Origin of the sequence: Streptomyces odontomachicola (assembly GCF_039605595.1) — a bacterium.
In the GTDB taxonomy this organism is placed as follows: domain Bacteria; phylum Actinomycetota; class Actinomycetes; order Streptomycetales; family Streptomycetaceae; genus Streptomyces.
The window spans coordinates 1-14,855 of sequence record NZ_JBCFOK010000018.1; the positions used below are offsets into that span (position 1 = coordinate 1).

Annotated in this window: 13 protein-coding genes; 9 read left to right on the top strand and 4 right to left on the bottom strand. The window is 72.0% G+C overall.

Going from position 1 to position 14,855, the window contains the following annotated elements:
* Positions 1–119: 119 nt before the first annotated feature.
* Positions 120–1,268 (bottom strand): D-alanyl-D-alanine carboxypeptidase family protein, encoded by a 1,149-nt coding sequence (locus ABEE00_RS28420; protein WP_345748574.1) that lies wholly within the window; start codon positions 1,266–1,268, stop codon positions 120–122.
* A 280-nt stretch (positions 1,269–1,548) separates the two neighbouring features.
* On the opposite strand from ABEE00_RS28420, the gene ABEE00_RS28425 reads away from it, so the two are divergent.
* The 4 genes from ABEE00_RS28425 (at position 1,549) to ABEE00_RS28440 (ending at position 5,628) form a co-directional block, all read left to right on the top strand.
* Positions 1,549–2,025 carry a DUF309 domain-containing protein gene (locus tag ABEE00_RS28425; RefSeq protein ID WP_345748575.1) on the top strand — a complete coding sequence of 159 codons (477 nt, stop codon included), beginning with the start codon at positions 1,549–1,551 and terminating at the stop codon, positions 2,023–2,025.
* Between the two features lie 137 nt (positions 2,026–2,162).
* Positions 2,163–3,155 carry an NAD-dependent epimerase/dehydratase family protein gene (locus ABEE00_RS28430; protein ID WP_345748576.1) on the top strand — a complete coding sequence of 331 codons (993 nt, stop codon included), beginning with the start codon at positions 2,163–2,165 and terminating at the stop codon, positions 3,153–3,155.
* 220 nt (positions 3,156–3,375) lie between these two features.
* On the top strand, positions 3,376–4,314 hold the full coding sequence (locus ABEE00_RS28435) for a glycine betaine ABC transporter substrate-binding protein (protein WP_345748577.1): 939 nt from the start codon (positions 3,376–3,378) through the stop codon (positions 4,312–4,314).
* A 615-nt stretch (positions 4,315–4,929) separates the two neighbouring features.
* On the top strand, positions 4,930–5,628 hold the full coding sequence (locus ABEE00_RS28440; protein WP_345748578.1) for a transglycosylase SLT domain-containing protein: 699 nt from the start codon (positions 4,930–4,932) through the stop codon (positions 5,626–5,628).
* A 79-nt stretch (positions 5,629–5,707) separates the two neighbouring features.
* On the opposite strand, the gene ABEE00_RS28445 is transcribed toward ABEE00_RS28440, so the two are convergent.
* Entirely contained in the window at positions 5,708–6,883 is a 1,176-nt protein-coding gene (locus tag ABEE00_RS28445; protein ID WP_345748579.1) for a chitinase, read from the bottom strand.
* A 138-nt stretch (positions 6,884–7,021) separates the two neighbouring features.
* Between ABEE00_RS28445 and ABEE00_RS28450 the strand changes: the two genes are divergently transcribed.
* On the top strand, positions 7,022–7,474 hold the full coding sequence (locus ABEE00_RS28450; RefSeq protein WP_345748580.1) for a flavodoxin family protein: 453 nt from the start codon (positions 7,022–7,024) through the stop codon (positions 7,472–7,474).
* A gap of 97 nt (positions 7,475–7,571) precedes the next feature.
* Here ABEE00_RS28450 and ABEE00_RS28455 read toward each other — a convergent pair whose 3' ends face one another.
* Positions 7,572–8,558 carry an SGNH/GDSL hydrolase family protein gene (locus ABEE00_RS28455; RefSeq protein WP_345748581.1) on the bottom strand — a complete coding sequence of 329 codons (987 nt, stop codon included), beginning with the start codon at positions 8,556–8,558 and terminating at the stop codon, positions 7,572–7,574.
* A 105-nt stretch (positions 8,559–8,663) separates the two neighbouring features.
* On the bottom strand, positions 8,664–9,383 hold the full coding sequence (locus ABEE00_RS28460) for a GntR family transcriptional regulator (protein WP_345748582.1): 720 nt from the start codon (positions 9,381–9,383) through the stop codon (positions 8,664–8,666).
* A gap of 183 nt (positions 9,384–9,566) precedes the next feature.
* Here ABEE00_RS28460 and manD point away from each other — a divergent pair, with 183 nt between their 5' ends.
* The 4 genes from manD to ABEE00_RS28480 all read left to right on the top strand — a co-directional run bounded on the left by manD (position 9,567) and on the right by ABEE00_RS28480 (position 14,853).
* Positions 9,567–10,775: a D-mannonate dehydratase ManD gene (gene manD, locus ABEE00_RS28465; protein WP_345748583.1), complete on the top strand. Its 1,209-nt coding sequence runs from the start codon at positions 9,567–9,569 to the stop codon at positions 10,773–10,775.
* A 5-nt stretch (positions 10,776–10,780) separates the two neighbouring features.
* Complete coding sequence (locus ABEE00_RS28470; protein ID WP_345748584.1) at positions 10,781–12,295, top strand: mannitol dehydrogenase family protein; 1,515 nt, start codon at positions 10,781–10,783, stop codon at positions 12,293–12,295.
* 75 nt (positions 12,296–12,370) lie between these two features.
* On the top strand, positions 12,371–13,819 hold the full coding sequence (locus ABEE00_RS28475) for an MFS transporter (protein ID WP_345748585.1): 1,449 nt from the start codon (positions 12,371–12,373) through the stop codon (positions 13,817–13,819).
* The gene (locus tag ABEE00_RS28480) at positions 13,816–14,853 is read left to right on the top strand and encodes an L-idonate 5-dehydrogenase (protein ID WP_345748586.1); all 1,038 of its coding nucleotides are present in this window, start codon (positions 13,816–13,818) and stop codon (positions 14,851–14,853) included. The genes ABEE00_RS28475 and ABEE00_RS28480 overlap by 4 nt, the downstream gene beginning before the upstream one ends.
* Positions 14,854–14,855 lie beyond the last annotated feature (2 nt).

Genomic DNA, 14,855 nt, shown 5'->3' on the forward strand with positions numbered 1-14,855 from the left:
GGGGGGGGGCGCATTTTCTCCGGGGGGGTGGGCCCCCCCCAGACCTTTTTTTCAGGGCGCCCCCTGGGTGGGGGGGGGTGGGGGCGGGCCCCGCCGGCCCCCACCGCCCGCCCGTCCGCTTACGCGCCCTGCTGGAAGCCCCAGTCGAGCATCGCGGCGGCGTCGTCGAAGCGGGCCTCGGTGTCCTGGAGCACGGAGCCGACGAGGGTGCGCCCGTCGCGCTCGGCGGCGAAGAGCAGGCAGTAGCCGTCGTCCGGACCGCTGCCGGTCTTGATGCCCAGCGCACCGTTGTACTGCTTGAGCAGCTTGTCGGTGTTGTCCCAGGTGTAGTCGCGCCCGTTGGTGGCGACCTGGTGGCCGTGCTGCTGCTTCACGACCTGCGCGAGGGTCTTGTCCTGGAGCACGGAGGCGCCGAGCTTGGTCAGGTCGGACGCGGTGGAGTGGTTGCCGTTGTCCAGCGAGATGCCGCTCGGGGTGTCGAAGCGGGTGTTGTCCATGCCCAGGGCCTGGGCTTCTTTGTTCATCTGGCCCACGAAGTCGGCCACCCGCTCCTTGGAGGTGCCGCCCTCGCCGAGGGTGTCGGCCAGCGCGTACGCCGCGTCGCAGCCCGAGGGGATGAGCATCGCGTCCAGGAGCTGGCGCACCGTGAGCTTGTCGCCGGTCTTGAGGTCGGCGGTGCTGGCGCCGTTCTTCTGCACGTAGTCCCGGTACTCCTGCTTGACCGTGACCAGCTTGTCCAGGTCCGCCGCGTGGTGCTTGGCGACCACCTCGGCGGTCATCACCTTGGTGATGCTGCCCATCGGCACGGCGGTGTCGCCCTTGGAGCCCGCCCACAGGGACGTGCCCGACGCCGCGTCCTTCGCGTCGGCGAGGTGCGCGTACTGGGTGTGGACCTTGGGCGCCGAGGCGGTCTTCGCGGTGGTCGCCGCGGCCTTCGTGGCGGGCGCTTCGGTGGTGGCGTTCTTCGGCGCCGCGTGCTTGCCGCTCTTGCCCCAGCCGGAGGTGGCGAGGTCCTTCTCCTTGGCGGTGCCGCCGGGCGCGGCGTGCTTGCCGGAGCTCTGCTGCGCGGCGTCGGCGGTCTGGGAGCCGGGGGCCTGGGAGTCCGCGGCGCCGGATATCTCCTGCGCCGCGCCGTCGGGGGAGTGTGTCGCGGGAGCAGCGCTGGCCACCCCGGAGACGGCCACGGGCGCCGCCATGCCCACCACGGCCGCCGTGCTCATCATGAGGCCGGTGTTGCGGGACTTCTTCGGGCGCGCGTGTGCTCCCATGGGGGCTGCTCCTCGCTGCTTCGTGCTGCGCTGTTCCTGTCACCTCGTACGGGACAACCGGAGCCGCGTACGGCCGAGTTGACCTCAGGCGGCGTTCGTACGACGTGAGGCTGATCTTACGGTGCGGTGGACGGCCGCCGGGCGGCGGGTGGTTCCGGGATGTGGCGCATCCCTCACCGGGCGCATCCGTCACAGTGGGACACCGGAGACGTGCCGGGAGCACAAGGACCGGGGCACAAGCGCACGAGAACGCGAGCGAACGCGAGAGAAGGGGCCGAGGATGCGCCAGAGGGACCGTGACGAGGAGGGCCGCGCGCGCAACGCCCGCCCGCGCGACGGCCTGGGCAGGCCGCTGCCGTACGGGGCCGAGGGCGTCGAGCGCCAGCCCGAGGGCGTCGTGCGCGCACCGGAGGAGTCCCTGGCCGAGGCCCAGCGGCTGCTGGACGACGGCAGGCCCTTCCACGCGCACGAGGTGCTGGAGGACGCGTGGAAGTCGGGCCCCGAGGAGGAGCGCGAGCTGTGGCGCGGGCTGGCCCAGCTCGCCGTGGGCGTCACCCACGCGGCGCGCGGCAACCGCAGGGGCGGCGCCTCGCTGCTGGAGCGCGGCGCGGCGAACATCGCCCCGTACGCCGACGCGCCGCCGCACGGCATCGCGGTGAGCGCGCTGCGCGCATGGGCGCGGGAGCGCGTACGGGAGCTGCAGGAAGAGGGCGAGGCGCCGGACGCGGCGACCCTGGCGCCGAGGCTGCGCGGCTGACGCGGCGAAGCGGTGACGCGGTGACGCGGTGAAGCGGCGAACTTCCCGCCCCCGCAAGGTGGTTGACCGACTCCCCGTGTGATCCGGCCCCCGCTCCGCGCTCCCGGCGGCGCACGCTCCGGGGGATACTCGCCGTCATGAGACTGCTTCTGCTGGGTGGTACGGAGTACGTGGGGCGGGCCCTGGCCGAGGACGCGGTGCGGCGCGGCTGGGAGGTCACGGTCTTCCACCGGGGCAAGCACGGGCCGCCGGAGGGAGTGCGCGCGCTGCACGGCGACCGGACGGCGCCCGAGGGCCTGACGCCGCTGCGCGAGGGCGAATGGGACGCGGTGGTGGACACCTGGGCCGGCGCTCCGCGCGTGGTAAGGGACGCGGCCCGGCTCCTCGCAGGGCGCGCATCCCACTACACCTATATATCCAGCCTGAGCGTGCACCCCTTGCCGCATCCGCCTGGGGTGAACGAGGACTCCCCGGTCATCGACGCCTCCCCGGACAGCGACGACGGCGAGGACTACGCGCGGGCCAAGCGCGGCGGGGAGCTCGCGGCCCTCGACGCCTTCGGCGACCGCGCGCTGCTGGCCCGCGCGGGGCTGGTGCTCGGTCCGTGGGAGAACGTGGGGCGGCTCCCGTGGTGGCTGGGCCGCATCGCGCGCGGCGGGACGGTTCCGGCGCCGGGGCCCCGCGAGCTGCCGGTCCAGTTCATCGACGTGCGGGACCTCGCCGCGTGGGTGCTGGACGCGACGGAGCGCGGGCTCGCCGGCCCCTACGGACTGGTGGCCCCGCCCGGGCACACCACGATGGGGGAGTTCCTGGACGCCTGCGTGCGCGCGACGGGATCCGGGGCCCAACTGCGCTGGACCGCGCCGGAGTCGGTGCTCGCCGCGGGGGTCGAGCCGTGGACCGATCTGCCGGTGTGGGTGCCGCCGGAGAGCGAGCTGCACGCGTGCCTGCACACCACCGACACCTCCAAGGCCCGGGCCGCGGGGCTGCGTTGCCGCCCGGCCGAGGAGACGGTGGCCGGCACCTGGGCGTGGATGCGCTCCCTGGACGGGCCGCCGCCGCTGCGCCCCCACGGGCCGCGGCACGGGCTCTCCGCGAGCCAGGAGGAGGCGCTGCTGCGGGCGGGGTGAGTGCGGCGGACGGGGCGCGTCCGGTGTGCGGGGCGAGGCCGGCGTACGGCGTGACGCGCGGGCCTGCCGCGTGCGGAGTGCGGCGCGGGGGACGGGAGTTGCTTACTAGTGGTAACCGGTGGGTGGCCGGTCGGCGGGGCCCCTCGGCGGGGGCTACCCGCCGGTACCACTAGGATCTCCCTCACTCCCACGTCCCCTGAATCAACTGGTCAGCACAGTCATGCCGCTCATACGCAAGAACCGGTTCCTGCTCTGCGCCCTCGCGCTCCTGCTGCTCAGCGCGTGCAGCGGAGGGTCGACGCAGCGTGACCGGTCCGTCGTTCTCACCGTGCCCACCTGGGCGGGCGGAGAGGCCAATGCCGCCGTCGCGAAGTACCTGTTGGAGGAGAAGCTCGGATACCGGGTGACCCTGAAGAAGATGGACGAATCCGACGCGTGGAAGGCCGTCGGCACCGGCAAGGCCGACGCGATCCTGGAGGACTGGGGCCGCCAGGCCGAGCGCGAGAAGTGGGTGTACCAGAAGAAGACGGTCGCGCCCGCCGGTTCGCTGGGCATCAAGGGTCAGCTCGGCTGGTACGTCCCCTCCTACATGGCCGACGAGCACCACGACATCACCGACTGGAAGAAGCTCAACCGCTATGCGCCGCTCTTCGCCAAGGGCAGCGGCAAGGCGGAGCTCCTGGAGGGGTCGAAGGAATTCCTCACGCATGACGAGGAATTGCTGAAGAATCTCGGGCTGCGCTTCGACACCCGGTACACCGGCAGTGAGTCGGCCCAGTTGAAGGAGATCCGCAAGCGCGCCGCGCGGCACGAGCCCTTCCTCACCTATTGGTGGCGGCCGCACTGGCTCGGCGCCGAAGTGGAACTCACCCGGGTCGACCTTCCCGGGTACTACGACGGCTGCGAGGACGCCCAGAAGGTCACCTGCGGCTACCCGGACAGCGAGCTGCAGAAGTACCTCAACGCGGACTTCAGCAAGAAGGGCGGCGACGCCTCCAAGTTCCTCAAGAATTTCCAGTGGAGCGAGGAGGACCAGAACAAGGTCGCCAAGCGCATCGCCGACGACGGGCTCTCTCCCGAGTCGGCAGCCGAGGAGTGGGTGAAGGAGAACCCGGGCGTCTGGAAGGTCTGGCTCTGGGGGCTTGACCAGGGCGAATAACGGCCAGATAACGCAACACCCGTCCCCCGGAGGGGAATTGATCCGCGGGTCCGCCATGGTGCGGGCCCGCGGATCTTTGTGGTTCCGGCGGCCGGTTCGGCGGGTCTTCGGCGGCTCTTCGCCCGGTCTTCGGTCGGCCGATTCCGCTGATCGTTTTCCGGTGTCTTTCCCGTCGCGCCGCTCGGAGCCGAATTCCGTACGCAGTGTGCCCGCGCCGTCGACGCACCGTGCCCGCAAGAACGTCTACTGGGTCCCTCGGTGTCCTTTTCATCCCCTCGGATCGCTCACGCAGTGCGCAGCGGCGAACGCACACTGTCGTAAACCGCCCGCGCTGTTGTGATGCCGCGCATAGGACGCACGTCACTTACGAACGGGATTAGTGCGGGATTCCTCCGGTGCGGCCCTGAATGCCGCGCAATGCGCCCCCCGAGGCGATCAGGGAAACCCTCCCTCGCGCACGAATCCGGATAGTACGTCACACCTTTGATTCTCGTTTTTGCGTCCCCTAACAATTGCTGACGTCGCAGCGCGCCGAGAAAGGAACTCGGCGATCTCAGCCCCGGCCTCCGCGCCGCCCGGCCTCTGCGTCATCCGCTAGGAAAGGGACCGCTCCCCATGTTCAGCACCACCGGCAATACCCGACTGACCAAGGCCCAGCGCTACTCCGCCGCCGGCGTCGCCGCGGCCGGTGCCGCGGCGCTCACCGTGACGCTCGTCCCCGGCGTCTCCTCCGGCGCGGACGCCCACGGCGCCGCCAAGGCGCAGGAGGCCAAGCCCACCACCGTCCACGCGAAGACCGTGTCCTACGGCGGCAGCGACAGCTTCGTGCCCGCCCAGCGCACCGGCGCCGACCCGCAGACCGGCCTGGTCAAGGCGCACACCGTCGCCGGCGGCTCGGTGGCCAACCGCCAGGCCGCCGTCGCGGAGAAGCAGGCGGACGACCAGAAGGCCGCCGCCAGCCGCTCCGCGAAGCGCGCCGCGGTGAAGGACTACCCGGACAATCTGGACGGCTGGATCCGCGAGGCTCGCGCGATCATGAAGTCGCAGGGCATACCCGGCTCCTACAGCGGCATCAAGCGCAACATCATCCGCGAGTCCGGCGGCGACCCGAAGGCGCAGAACGACTGGGACATCAACGCGCAGAAGGGCGTCCCGTCCAAGGGGCTGCTCCAGGTGATCCAGCCCACCTTCGACCACTACCACGTCAAGGGCACCAAGAAGAGCCTGACCGACCCGGTCGCCAACATCGTGGCCGCCTGCAACTACGCGGCCGACCGCTACGGCTCCATGGACAACGTCGACTCGGCGTACTGAACCGGCCCGCGGCCCCGCGATGGAGCGGTCCCGGCGGCCCGGGCCTGCCTCGGCGGCAGCGTCAGCGTCCCTGGAGGACTCAGCGTCCCTGAAGGGACCTGACGTTGTCGCCGAAGGTCCAGCCCCTCGACCCGTCCCAGTTCAGGGACCAGGTCATGAGGCCCTTGAGCTTCCCGCCGTGCGCGTTCCACGCCTGTGACACCAGGCTCGGAGCCATATAGCCGCCGCCCGCGCCAGGCTGCGCGGGCAGACCCGGCGCCTGCTTCTCGTACGGAACCCGGATCGTGGTGCCCTGCACCACGAGCCCCTTGTTCAGGCAGTCCGTCTGGGCCGTGAAGCCCTGGACCGTCCCCGCCTGGTACGAGTCGCCGGAGCAGCCGTACATCGAGCCGTTGTAGTACTGCATGTTCAGCCACCACAGCCGCCCGTTGTCCGCGTACTTCTTCACCAGGGGCAGGTACGCGCCCCAGATCGACCCGTAGACCACGCTGCCGCCGGTGACGTACGCCGTCTCCGGGGCCATCGTCAGGCCGAAGCCCGCGGGCATCCTCGCCAGCACGCCGTCGATGATGTGCATGAGGTTGGCCTGCGAGGGCGAGAGCGTGTTGATGTTCCCGCTGCCGACGAGCCCGGTCTCGATGTCGATGTCGATGCCGTCGAAGTTGTACTTCTTCAGGATCGGCACCACCGTCTCGATGAACCGGTCCGCCACCGCGCGCGAGCTCAGATCGATGCCGGCCGCCGCGCCGCCGATGGACAGCAGGATCGTGGCGCCGTCCGCCTTGGCCTGGCACATCTCGGCGGGCGTCGCGACCTTCACCGTCGCGTCCATCCCGTCCTCCCACAGCACCGTCCCGTCCGAACGGATCACCGGGAACGCCGCGTTCAGCACGTTGTAGCCGTGCGCGCGGATCCGCTGGTCGGTGATGGGCGTCCAGCCGAAGGGCGGGTGCACGCCGTTGGACGCGCCGTCCCAGTTCTCCCAGTAGCCCTGGAGCACCTTGCCGGCGGGCTTGGGCTTGAGCGCGCAGGTGTCGGCCGCGGTCGTCTTCGGCGCGGCGGCCTTAGGTGCCGCCGCTTTCTGCGCGGGCCCGGCGGGTCCCGGTTGCGCGAAGCTCGGTGCGATGGCCCCGGCCTGTGCGGCGCAGGCCACCGCGAGGCCGATGCCCAGCGTGCGCAGCCTTCCGCGCGACCCGGTGCGTGCGCGTAACCCCGTGCGCGAACGTAACCCCGTGCGTGAACGACGACCACCCATGACGCGCTCCCGTCCTGAGACCTCGTGGGACGCCCGGTGCCCCGGGCGTTGTGCGCTGGACGGTAAACAGGTCCAGACCAACCGTCAAGGAAACGGCGGGAGTTGCATCGCCTCGCGCCGCACGGCACCCTCGCCCCCGTGTCGAAACTCCTGATCGTTCACCACACGCCCTCGCCCAACGTGCAGGCCATGTTCGAGGCCGTCGTCGCGGGCGCCACCACCGAGGAGATCGAGGACGTCGAGGTGGTCCGCAGGCCCGCGCTCGGCGCCACCGTCTCCGACGTGCTGGACGCCGACGGCCTCATCCTGGGCACACCCGCGAACCTCGGCATGATGAGCGGCGCACTCAAGGTCTTCTTCGACACCGTCTACTACCCGTGCCTGGACGCGACCGCGGGCCGCCCGTACGGCCTGTACGTCCACGGCAACAACGACACCACCGGCACCGTACGCGGCATCGAATCCATCATCACCGGCCTCGGCTGGACCAAGGCCACGGAGAACGTGCTGGTCACGGGCGAGCCCGACAAGGCCGACACCGAGGCGTGCTGGAACCTGGGCGCGACGGTCGCGGCCGGGCTCATGCCGTAGGACAGCACTGAGGCAGTAGAGCCGTGAGGCAGGGGAGCGGCGGGTGGATGCCCGCCGCTCCCTTCGTACGCCGCGCCTCTCGTACGTCGGCGAGCTCTCAGCCGTGTGCGCCCAGCACCGCGTCGGCCATGGCGCGTTCGCCCGCCGCGTTGGGGTGGAAGGCCGCGGCCTCGCTGCTGTTGAGCGGCTCCATCCAGCGTGTGCCCCGGGCCTTGCACACGTCGTGGCCCACCGACTTGGTGTAGGTGTCCACGTACGTCGCGCCCCGTGCCGCGGCCTGCGCGGCGATCATGCCGTTGAGCCGCTTGTGGACGTCCCGCAGATACGGTGCGTCGCCCTTCGCGATGGACACCACGGAGGGGCAGTTGCTCCCGTCGTCGGGCAGGATCGCGGGATAGCCGGTGACCAGGATCCGCGCGTGCGGTGCCCGTGCCCGTACGCCGTCCAGGGTCGCGGCGATCTTCGGCGCCGTGGCGTCGACCGTGGCCGCCAGCTTGTCGGTGCCCGTCCAGGTGTAACTGGTCTTGCACGGCGCGCCCCTGGGGTCGAGGGCGCCCAGAGTCACGCAGCGGAGGATGATCCCGCCGAAGCCGATGTCGTTGCCCCCGATGGTGAGCGTGACCAGGTCCGTCTCGGCGTTCAGCGCGTCGAACTGCGGGGGAGAGGTCGGATTCTGGGCCCGCGTCATGTCTTTCGTGGTGGCGCCGCCGCAGGTGACGTCCTTGTGTGCTGCGGGTGTCAGCGCGGCGTTCACCAGCGTCGGATAGTTGCGGTCGGAGCGGGCGCAGACGGTGTCGGTCTGCTGGGGCACCCCGGCGCCCGAGGCGTACGAGTCGCCGAGCGCGACATAGCGCCGGGTGGTGTCGTCCTGGCCGGTCCCGGCGGTGTTGCCGGAGGCGCCGGCCGCCAGCGCGGGCGCGGCGCCGAGCCCGGACCCCGCGGTCAGCGCCGCGGTCGCGGCGACGGCGGCCAGGGTCGCGGCGCGGGTACGGGGTCGGGTGCGGGAGCCGGTTCCGGCGCCGGTACGGGAGTGGGGTCGGAGTCTCGGTGCGGTGTCTCCGGACGTGCCTCGCGAAGTACGCATGCGCATGCCTCTCGCTCAGGAGGAAGGGCGATTACCGATGCGTAGTACGCAGGCAATATGAGGACGTACGCCGTAAACGTCAAGATGCGCGGCGCGTGTCCGGTGCTACTCCCACACCACGATGTTGCGCCGCACCGGCACCGTCCCCGAGTCCGTGGCGAACAACTCCGGGGACTGTTCCCTGATGCGTTCCACGTCGTCGAAGACCGCGCGCAGGTGGGTGCGCATGGCGGTGCGGGCCCGGGCGAGGTCTCCGGTCAGGGCCGCGTCGGCGATCTCCTGGTGCTGGTCGGCGAAGCGTTGCGGCGACGCGGTGTCGTACAGGCCCAGGCGGCGCGCGCGGTCCAGGTGGCCCTTGGCCGCGACGACCGTGGCCCATGCGTTGCCGTGCCCGCTCAGCCGCAGCAGCACGTGGTGGAACTCCTCGTCGAGCGCGAAGAACTCCTCCAGCTCCAGGTCCTCGCTCCGCTGGCGTTCCAGGTTGCCGCGCAGCTCCGCGAGTACGCCCTCGTCCATGCCGTCGGGCCCGGGCAGGTCGTCGAGCGCGGCCAGCTCCACGGCCTCGCGGAGGAACTGCGCGTCGGCCACCTTGTCCGGGTCGACGCGCGACACGAAGGTGCCGATCTGCGGAAAGATCTGCACCAGACCCTCCTGGGTCAGCAGGATCAGGCCCTCGCGCACCGGAGTGCGGCTGACGCCAAGGGACTTGGCGAGCTCGTTCTCCGACAGGGCGGCGCCGGGCGGGAGTTCGAGGGTGAGCACCTTGCGGCGCAGCATCTCGTAGACGGTGCGGCGGTTGCTGCGCTGCCGGTCGGTTGGGGCCATGCCGTCATCGTAAGGGGAAGCCGGACGTGACCAGGCGCTGAGGGCGTCGTGGCTGGTCAGGTGGGTGATCTGCATCACACGGGCATTGTGCGGGCCTGTCGGTCAGTGCTTGTATACCAGTGCTGGCCGACAAGCTGGAGCGGTCCGCCGCACGCCGCACGCACACCCCGAAGGAGCCGGATCTTGAGCACGATCGAGCACGCGGAGGTGTTCGTCGCCTCGCCGGGGCGCACCTTCGTCACCCTGCGCATCACGACCTCCGACGGCGTGACGGGACTGGGCGACGCGACCCTGAACGGCCGTGAGCTCGCCGTCGCCTCGTACCTGCGCGACCACCTCGTACCGCTGCTGATCGGCAAGGATCCGGCGCGCATCGAGGACATGTGGCAGTACCTCTACCGCGGCGCCTACTGGCGGCGCGGCCCCGTCCAGATGACCGCGATCTCCGCGGTGGACACCGCGCTCTGGGACATCAAGGGCAAGGTCGCCGGCCTGCCCGTCTACCAGCTGCTCGGCGGCGCCTCGCGGGACGGCGTCATGGTCTACTCGCACGCCAGCGGCACCGACGTGCCCGCGCTGCTCGACGACGTGGAGCGCTATCTGGGCCTCGGCTACAAGGCCGTACGGGTGCAGGCGGCGGTGCCCGACGTCGGCGGTACGTACGGGGTGCGCAAGGGCCGGGTGTACGAGCCGGCGAACAGTGCGCTCCCCGACGAGCAGCCCTGGGACACCGAGGCGTACCTGCGCTTCGCACCCACCTACCTCGACGCGGTGCGCGAACGCTTCGGCTTCGGCTTCCACATGCTGCACGACGTCCACCACCGGCTCAGCCCCATCGAGGCGGCCCGCTTCGGCAAGCGCGTGGAGGAAGCGCAGCTCTTCTGGATGGAGGACCCCACGCCTGCCGAGAACCAGGAGGCGTTCCGGCTCATCCGGCAGCACACCACCACCCCGGTCGCGGTGGGCGAGGTGCTGAGCAGCATCTGGGACGTGCAGCAGCTCATCACCGAGCAGCTCATCGACTACGTGCGCACCAGCGTCGTGCACGCGGGCGGCATCACGCATCTGCGGCGCATCTTCGACCTGGCCTCGCTCTACCAGGTGCGCACCGGTTCGCACGGCGCGACCGATCTCTCGCCTGTCTCGCTCGCAGCCAACGTCCATCTCGACCTGGCCGTGCCGAACTTCGGCATCCAGGAGTACATGGGCCACGTCGAGGAGACCCTGGAGGTCTTCGGCGGCGGCGTCACCTTCGCGAACGGCATGCTGCACCCCTCGGAGGAGCCGGGGCTGGGTGTCTCGTACGACGAGAAGGCGGCCGAACGCTACCCGTACCAGGCCCGCTACCTGCCCGTGGCGCGGCGCCTCGACGGCTCGGTCCACGACTGGTGAGCGCCATGGAACAGCCGACGTCCACGGGGCAGCCCCCGCTGAGCCTCGCCGCCCTGCCCCGCCTCGCGCCCGAGCAGCGTCCCGCCGTCGACCCGCGCGAACTGCGGCCCCGCGTCGTGCACTTCGGGCTCGGCGCCTTCCACCGCGCCCACCAGGCGCTCTACACGCAGAACGCGGCCGCCCTCGCCGGCGAGCCCTGGGGCGTGGCCGCCGTCGCGCCGCGCTCGGCCGGTACGGCGGAGGCGCTGCGCCGCCAGGACTGCCTCTACTCGCTGACCGAGCGGCGCCCCGAGGGGACCGCGACCGCCGCCGTGGGCGCGCTGGTCGAGGCGCTGGAGATGCGCCGCCACGGCGCGCGCCTGACCGAGCTGCTGGCCTCCCCCGACGTGACCGTGGTGACCCTGACGGTGACGGAGAAGGGCTACCACCGGAGCCCCCACACCGGCCGCCTCGACCTGGACGATCCCGGGATCAGCGCGGACCTGACGCTGCCTCAGGAGCATGAGCCCGCAACCGTGGTGGGCCGCCTCGCCGCGGGCCTCGCCGCCCGGCTGCGCGCGGGCGGCGGCGCCCCGATCACCCTCGTGTGCTGCGACAACATGGCGGGCAACGGCGCCGCGCTGGAGACCGTGCTGCGCGACTTCATCGGCGCCTCGGCCTGGCCCGAACGGCGCGCCCTGCTGGAGTGGATGACCGCCTCCGTGGCGTTTCCCTCCACCGTCGTGGACCGGATCGTGCCCGCGGCGACCGACGGGGACCGCGCCGCGGCCGACGCCGCGCTGGGCGTGCGCGACGAGGTCCCGGTCGTGGGCGAGCCCTACCGCCAGTGGGTGCTGGAGGACCGCTTCGCCGCCGCGCGCCCCCGCTGGGAGCTGGACGGCGCGCTGCTCGTGCCCGACGTGCTGCCGTACCAGGTGACCAAGCTGCGGTTGCTCAACGGTTCGCACTCGGCGCTCGCGTACCTCGGCGCCGTCGCGGGCCGCGCCACCATCTCCGAGACCATGCGGGAGGGCTGGGCGCCAGGGCTGGTGCGCGGGCTCTGCGCCGAGCTCGCCCCGACGCTGCCGCCGGGAGGGCCGGAACCGGCTGCGTACGCGGACGAGCTGGTCGGCCGCTTCGGGAATCCGGGGATGCGGCATCTGCTGCGGCAGGTGGGCTCCGACGGTTCGCTGAAGATTCCGGAGCGGTGGTTCGGGCCGTTGCGGCACCTGCGCGCCGGGGCTTCCCCGGCCCCCACCCCGTACCTCGAACTCGCCCTCGCCGCCTGGGCGAACGCCACCCGGCCGGGTTCCGACGGCGGTCAGCTCTTCGGGACCGAGGACCCCGCGGCCGCCGAACTCGCCGCGTGCTGGACCGCGGACACGGCCGTTCCCGCAGGTGAGCGGGACCGGAGCGTCGTACGCCGGCTGCTCGGCACGCTCGGCGCGCCGGACCTCGCCGAGGACGACGCGCTGGTCGCCGCCGTGGCCGCGCGCCTGCCCGCGCTGCGCGCCGGGCGCCCGGACCTCCACGACGGCTGAGCGCTTCGCACACGAGGGCTGAGCGGCCACGCGCCGGACGCCCCTCACCACCCGCCACGGACAACGGAGTTCACGATGACGGACACCACAGCGACGAGCGGGCCGCCGCCCGGCGTCGTCGCGCGCAACACCCGCGACCTCGCCAGAGCGGCGGTCTCCGGATGGCTGGGCACGGCCATGGAGTTCATGGACTTCCAGCTCTACTCGCTGGCCGCCGCCATCGTCTTCAACAAGGTCTTCTTCCCCGGTACGGGGGTGGCGCTCGGCCTGATCGCCGCCATGGGCACGTACGGAGTCGGCTATGTCGCCCGGCTTGCCGGCGCCGTCTACTTCGGGCGGATGGGCGACCGTATCGGGCGCAAGAAGGTGCTGTTCCTGACCATCGTGCTGATGGGCGGCTCCACCACGCTGATCGGCGCGCTCCCCACCCACGCCCAAGTGGGCCTGCTCGCGCCCGCGTTGCTCGTGCTGCTGCGGCTCGTCCAGGGCTTCGGCGCGGGTGCGGAGATCGCCGGGGCGACCGTGATGCTCGCCGAGTACGCACCGGTCAGGCGCCGCGGAGTGATCTCCGCGCTCGTGTCGCTCGGCACCAACTCCGGCACCCTGGCCGCCTCCGGGCTGTGGGCCGTGCTGCTCGCCGTGCTCAGCGAGGACCAGCTCCTCTCGTGGGGCTGGCGGCTGCCGTTCCTGCTCAGCCTGGTCATGCTGCTCTTCGCCGTGTGGCTCCGCCGCAACCTCAAGGAGAGCCCGGTCTTCGAGGAGCGCGCCGACGTGGTCGACGGCGTGGCCCTTTCCCGTACGGAGGCGGAGGAGGCCGTACGCGAGGAGGCCGCGCCGGGGCCTCGTACGGAGGCCGTACACGAGGAGACCCCGGAGGTCCCGGGGACGCGCGCCGGTGTGCTGGAGGCCGGGCTGCGGCAGCGCAAGGGGCGGGCGTTCTTCCTCGCGCTCGGGCTGCGCTTCGGGCAGGCCGGGAACTCCGGCGTGATCCAGACCTTCCTGGTCGGCTACATCGCCACCACCATCGGCACCGACCGCTCCGTTCCCACCGACGCGATGGTGTACGGCTCGCTGCTGGGCTTCGCCACCGTGCCGCTGTTCGGGCTGCTCGGCGACCGCTTCGGGAGGCGCCCGATGTACGCGCTGCTCAGCGTGGCCACCGTGCTGCTGGCCTTCCCGGTCATGATGCTGATCGCCACCGGCTCCACGGCCGCCGTCACGCTCGGCGTGATCGTGGGGCTGAACGTGGGCGTGCTCGGGCTGTTCGCGCTGGAGAGCGTGACCATGGCCGAACTCTTCGGCGCGCGCACCCGGTTCACGCAGCTCGCCCTCACCAAGGAGATCGGCGGGACCCTCGCCACCGCGATCGGCCCGGTGCTCGCCGCGACGCTCACGGCGGCCACCGAGAGCTGGTGGCCGGTCGCCGCGATGCTCGTCGTCTACTCGCTCATCACCCTCGTCTCCGCGCTGCTCGCCCCCGAGACGCGCGGGCGCGACCTCGTACGCCTGGAGGACGCCGCATGAAGGCAGTCGTCGCCCACGGACCCCGCGACCTGCGGATCGACGAAAGGCCCGACCCCTCGCCCGGGCCCGGCGAGGTGCTGCTCGCCATGGAGTGGGGCGGCGTCTGCGGCTCCGACATCGGCTACTGGAAGCACGGCGCCTCCGGTACGGCCGCGCTGCGGCACCCGCTGGTGCTGGGGCACGAGGTCGCCGGGCGGGTGGCGGCGCTGGGCGAGGGGGTCACGGGGCTTGAGGAGGGGCAGCCGGTCACCGTCCACCCCGCCGATCCGGTCGCCGAGGGTGCGCTGCCCGAGCGCCTCGCCGGGCGCACGAATCTGTGCCCGGACAGCGCGTACTTCGGCTCGGCCGCCTTCGACCCGCACACCGACGGCGGGTTCAGCGAGTACCGCGCCGTGCGGGCCGCGCAGATCCGTCCGCTGCCCGACGGCGTGGACACCCGACAGGGCGCGCTCGCCGAGCCGTTGGGCGTGGCGCTGCACGCCGTGCGCAGGGCGCCTGCCGTACGGGGGCGTACGGTGCTGGTCAACGGCGCGGGACCGATCGGCGCGCTGGTCGTCGCCGCTGCCCGGCGCGCGGGCGCGGCCGAGGTGATCGCGGCTGACATCTCGGCGGGGGCGCTCGCGGTGGCCCGCGCGCTGGGTGCGGACCGCACCGTCGACGTCGGTACGGGGGAGGCGCTGCCGCAGGACGTCGAGGTGGTCTTCGAGGCGACCGGCGTACCGGCGGTACTCGGCCCCGTACTGGCGGCCACCGCACGCGGCGGCACCCTTATCCAGGTAGGCAACCTCCCCGGCACCCCGGCCCCTTCGGCCCTCGGCGCCCTGGTCACCCGAGAGATCACCTGGACCGGGTCCTACCGCTTCACCAACGAGATCGACGACGCCCTCCGGGCCCTGGCAGAGGGCCTGGACCTGACCCCACTGATCACCGCCGGCTACCCGCTGGAGGAGGCGGACAAGGCACTGGCCCACGCCGCCGATCCGGCCACGTCGGGGAAGGTGATGCTGCGGCTGGACAGCTCAACCTCCCAGTGAGC

Excerpts from the sequence above, each read along its gene's own strand:
- ABEE00_RS28420 (WP_345748574.1), bottom strand. The coding sequence starts at position 1,268 with ATGGGAGCACACGCGCGCCCGAAGAAGTCCCGCAACACCGGCCTCATG.
- ABEE00_RS28425 (WP_345748575.1), top strand. The coding sequence starts at position 1,549 with ATGCGCCAGAGGGACCGTGACGAGGAGGGCCGCGCGCGCAACGCCCGC.
- ABEE00_RS28430 (WP_345748576.1), top strand. The coding sequence starts at position 2,163 with ATGAGACTGCTTCTGCTGGGTGGTACGGAGTACGTGGGGCGGGCCCTG.
- ABEE00_RS28435 (WP_345748577.1), top strand. The coding sequence starts at position 3,376 with ATGCCGCTCATACGCAAGAACCGGTTCCTGCTCTGCGCCCTCGCGCTC.
- ABEE00_RS28440 (WP_345748578.1), top strand. The coding sequence starts at position 4,930 with ATGTTCAGCACCACCGGCAATACCCGACTGACCAAGGCCCAGCGCTAC.
- ABEE00_RS28445 (WP_345748579.1), bottom strand. The coding sequence starts at position 6,883 with ATGGGTGGTCGTCGTTCACGCACGGGGTTACGTTCGCGCACGGGGTTA.
- ABEE00_RS28455 (WP_345748581.1), bottom strand. The coding sequence starts at position 8,558 with ATGCGTACTTCGCGAGGCACGTCCGGAGACACCGCACCGAGACTCCGA.
- ABEE00_RS28460 (WP_345748582.1), bottom strand. The coding sequence starts at position 9,383 with ATGGCCCCAACCGACCGGCAGCGCAGCAACCGCCGCACCGTCTACGAG.
- ABEE00_RS28470 (WP_345748584.1), top strand. The coding sequence starts at position 10,781 with ATGGAACAGCCGACGTCCACGGGGCAGCCCCCGCTGAGCCTCGCCGCC.
- ABEE00_RS28475 (WP_345748585.1), top strand. The coding sequence starts at position 12,371 with ATGACGGACACCACAGCGACGAGCGGGCCGCCGCCCGGCGTCGTCGCG.
- ABEE00_RS28480 (WP_345748586.1), top strand. The coding sequence starts at position 13,816 with ATGAAGGCAGTCGTCGCCCACGGACCCCGCGACCTGCGGATCGACGAA.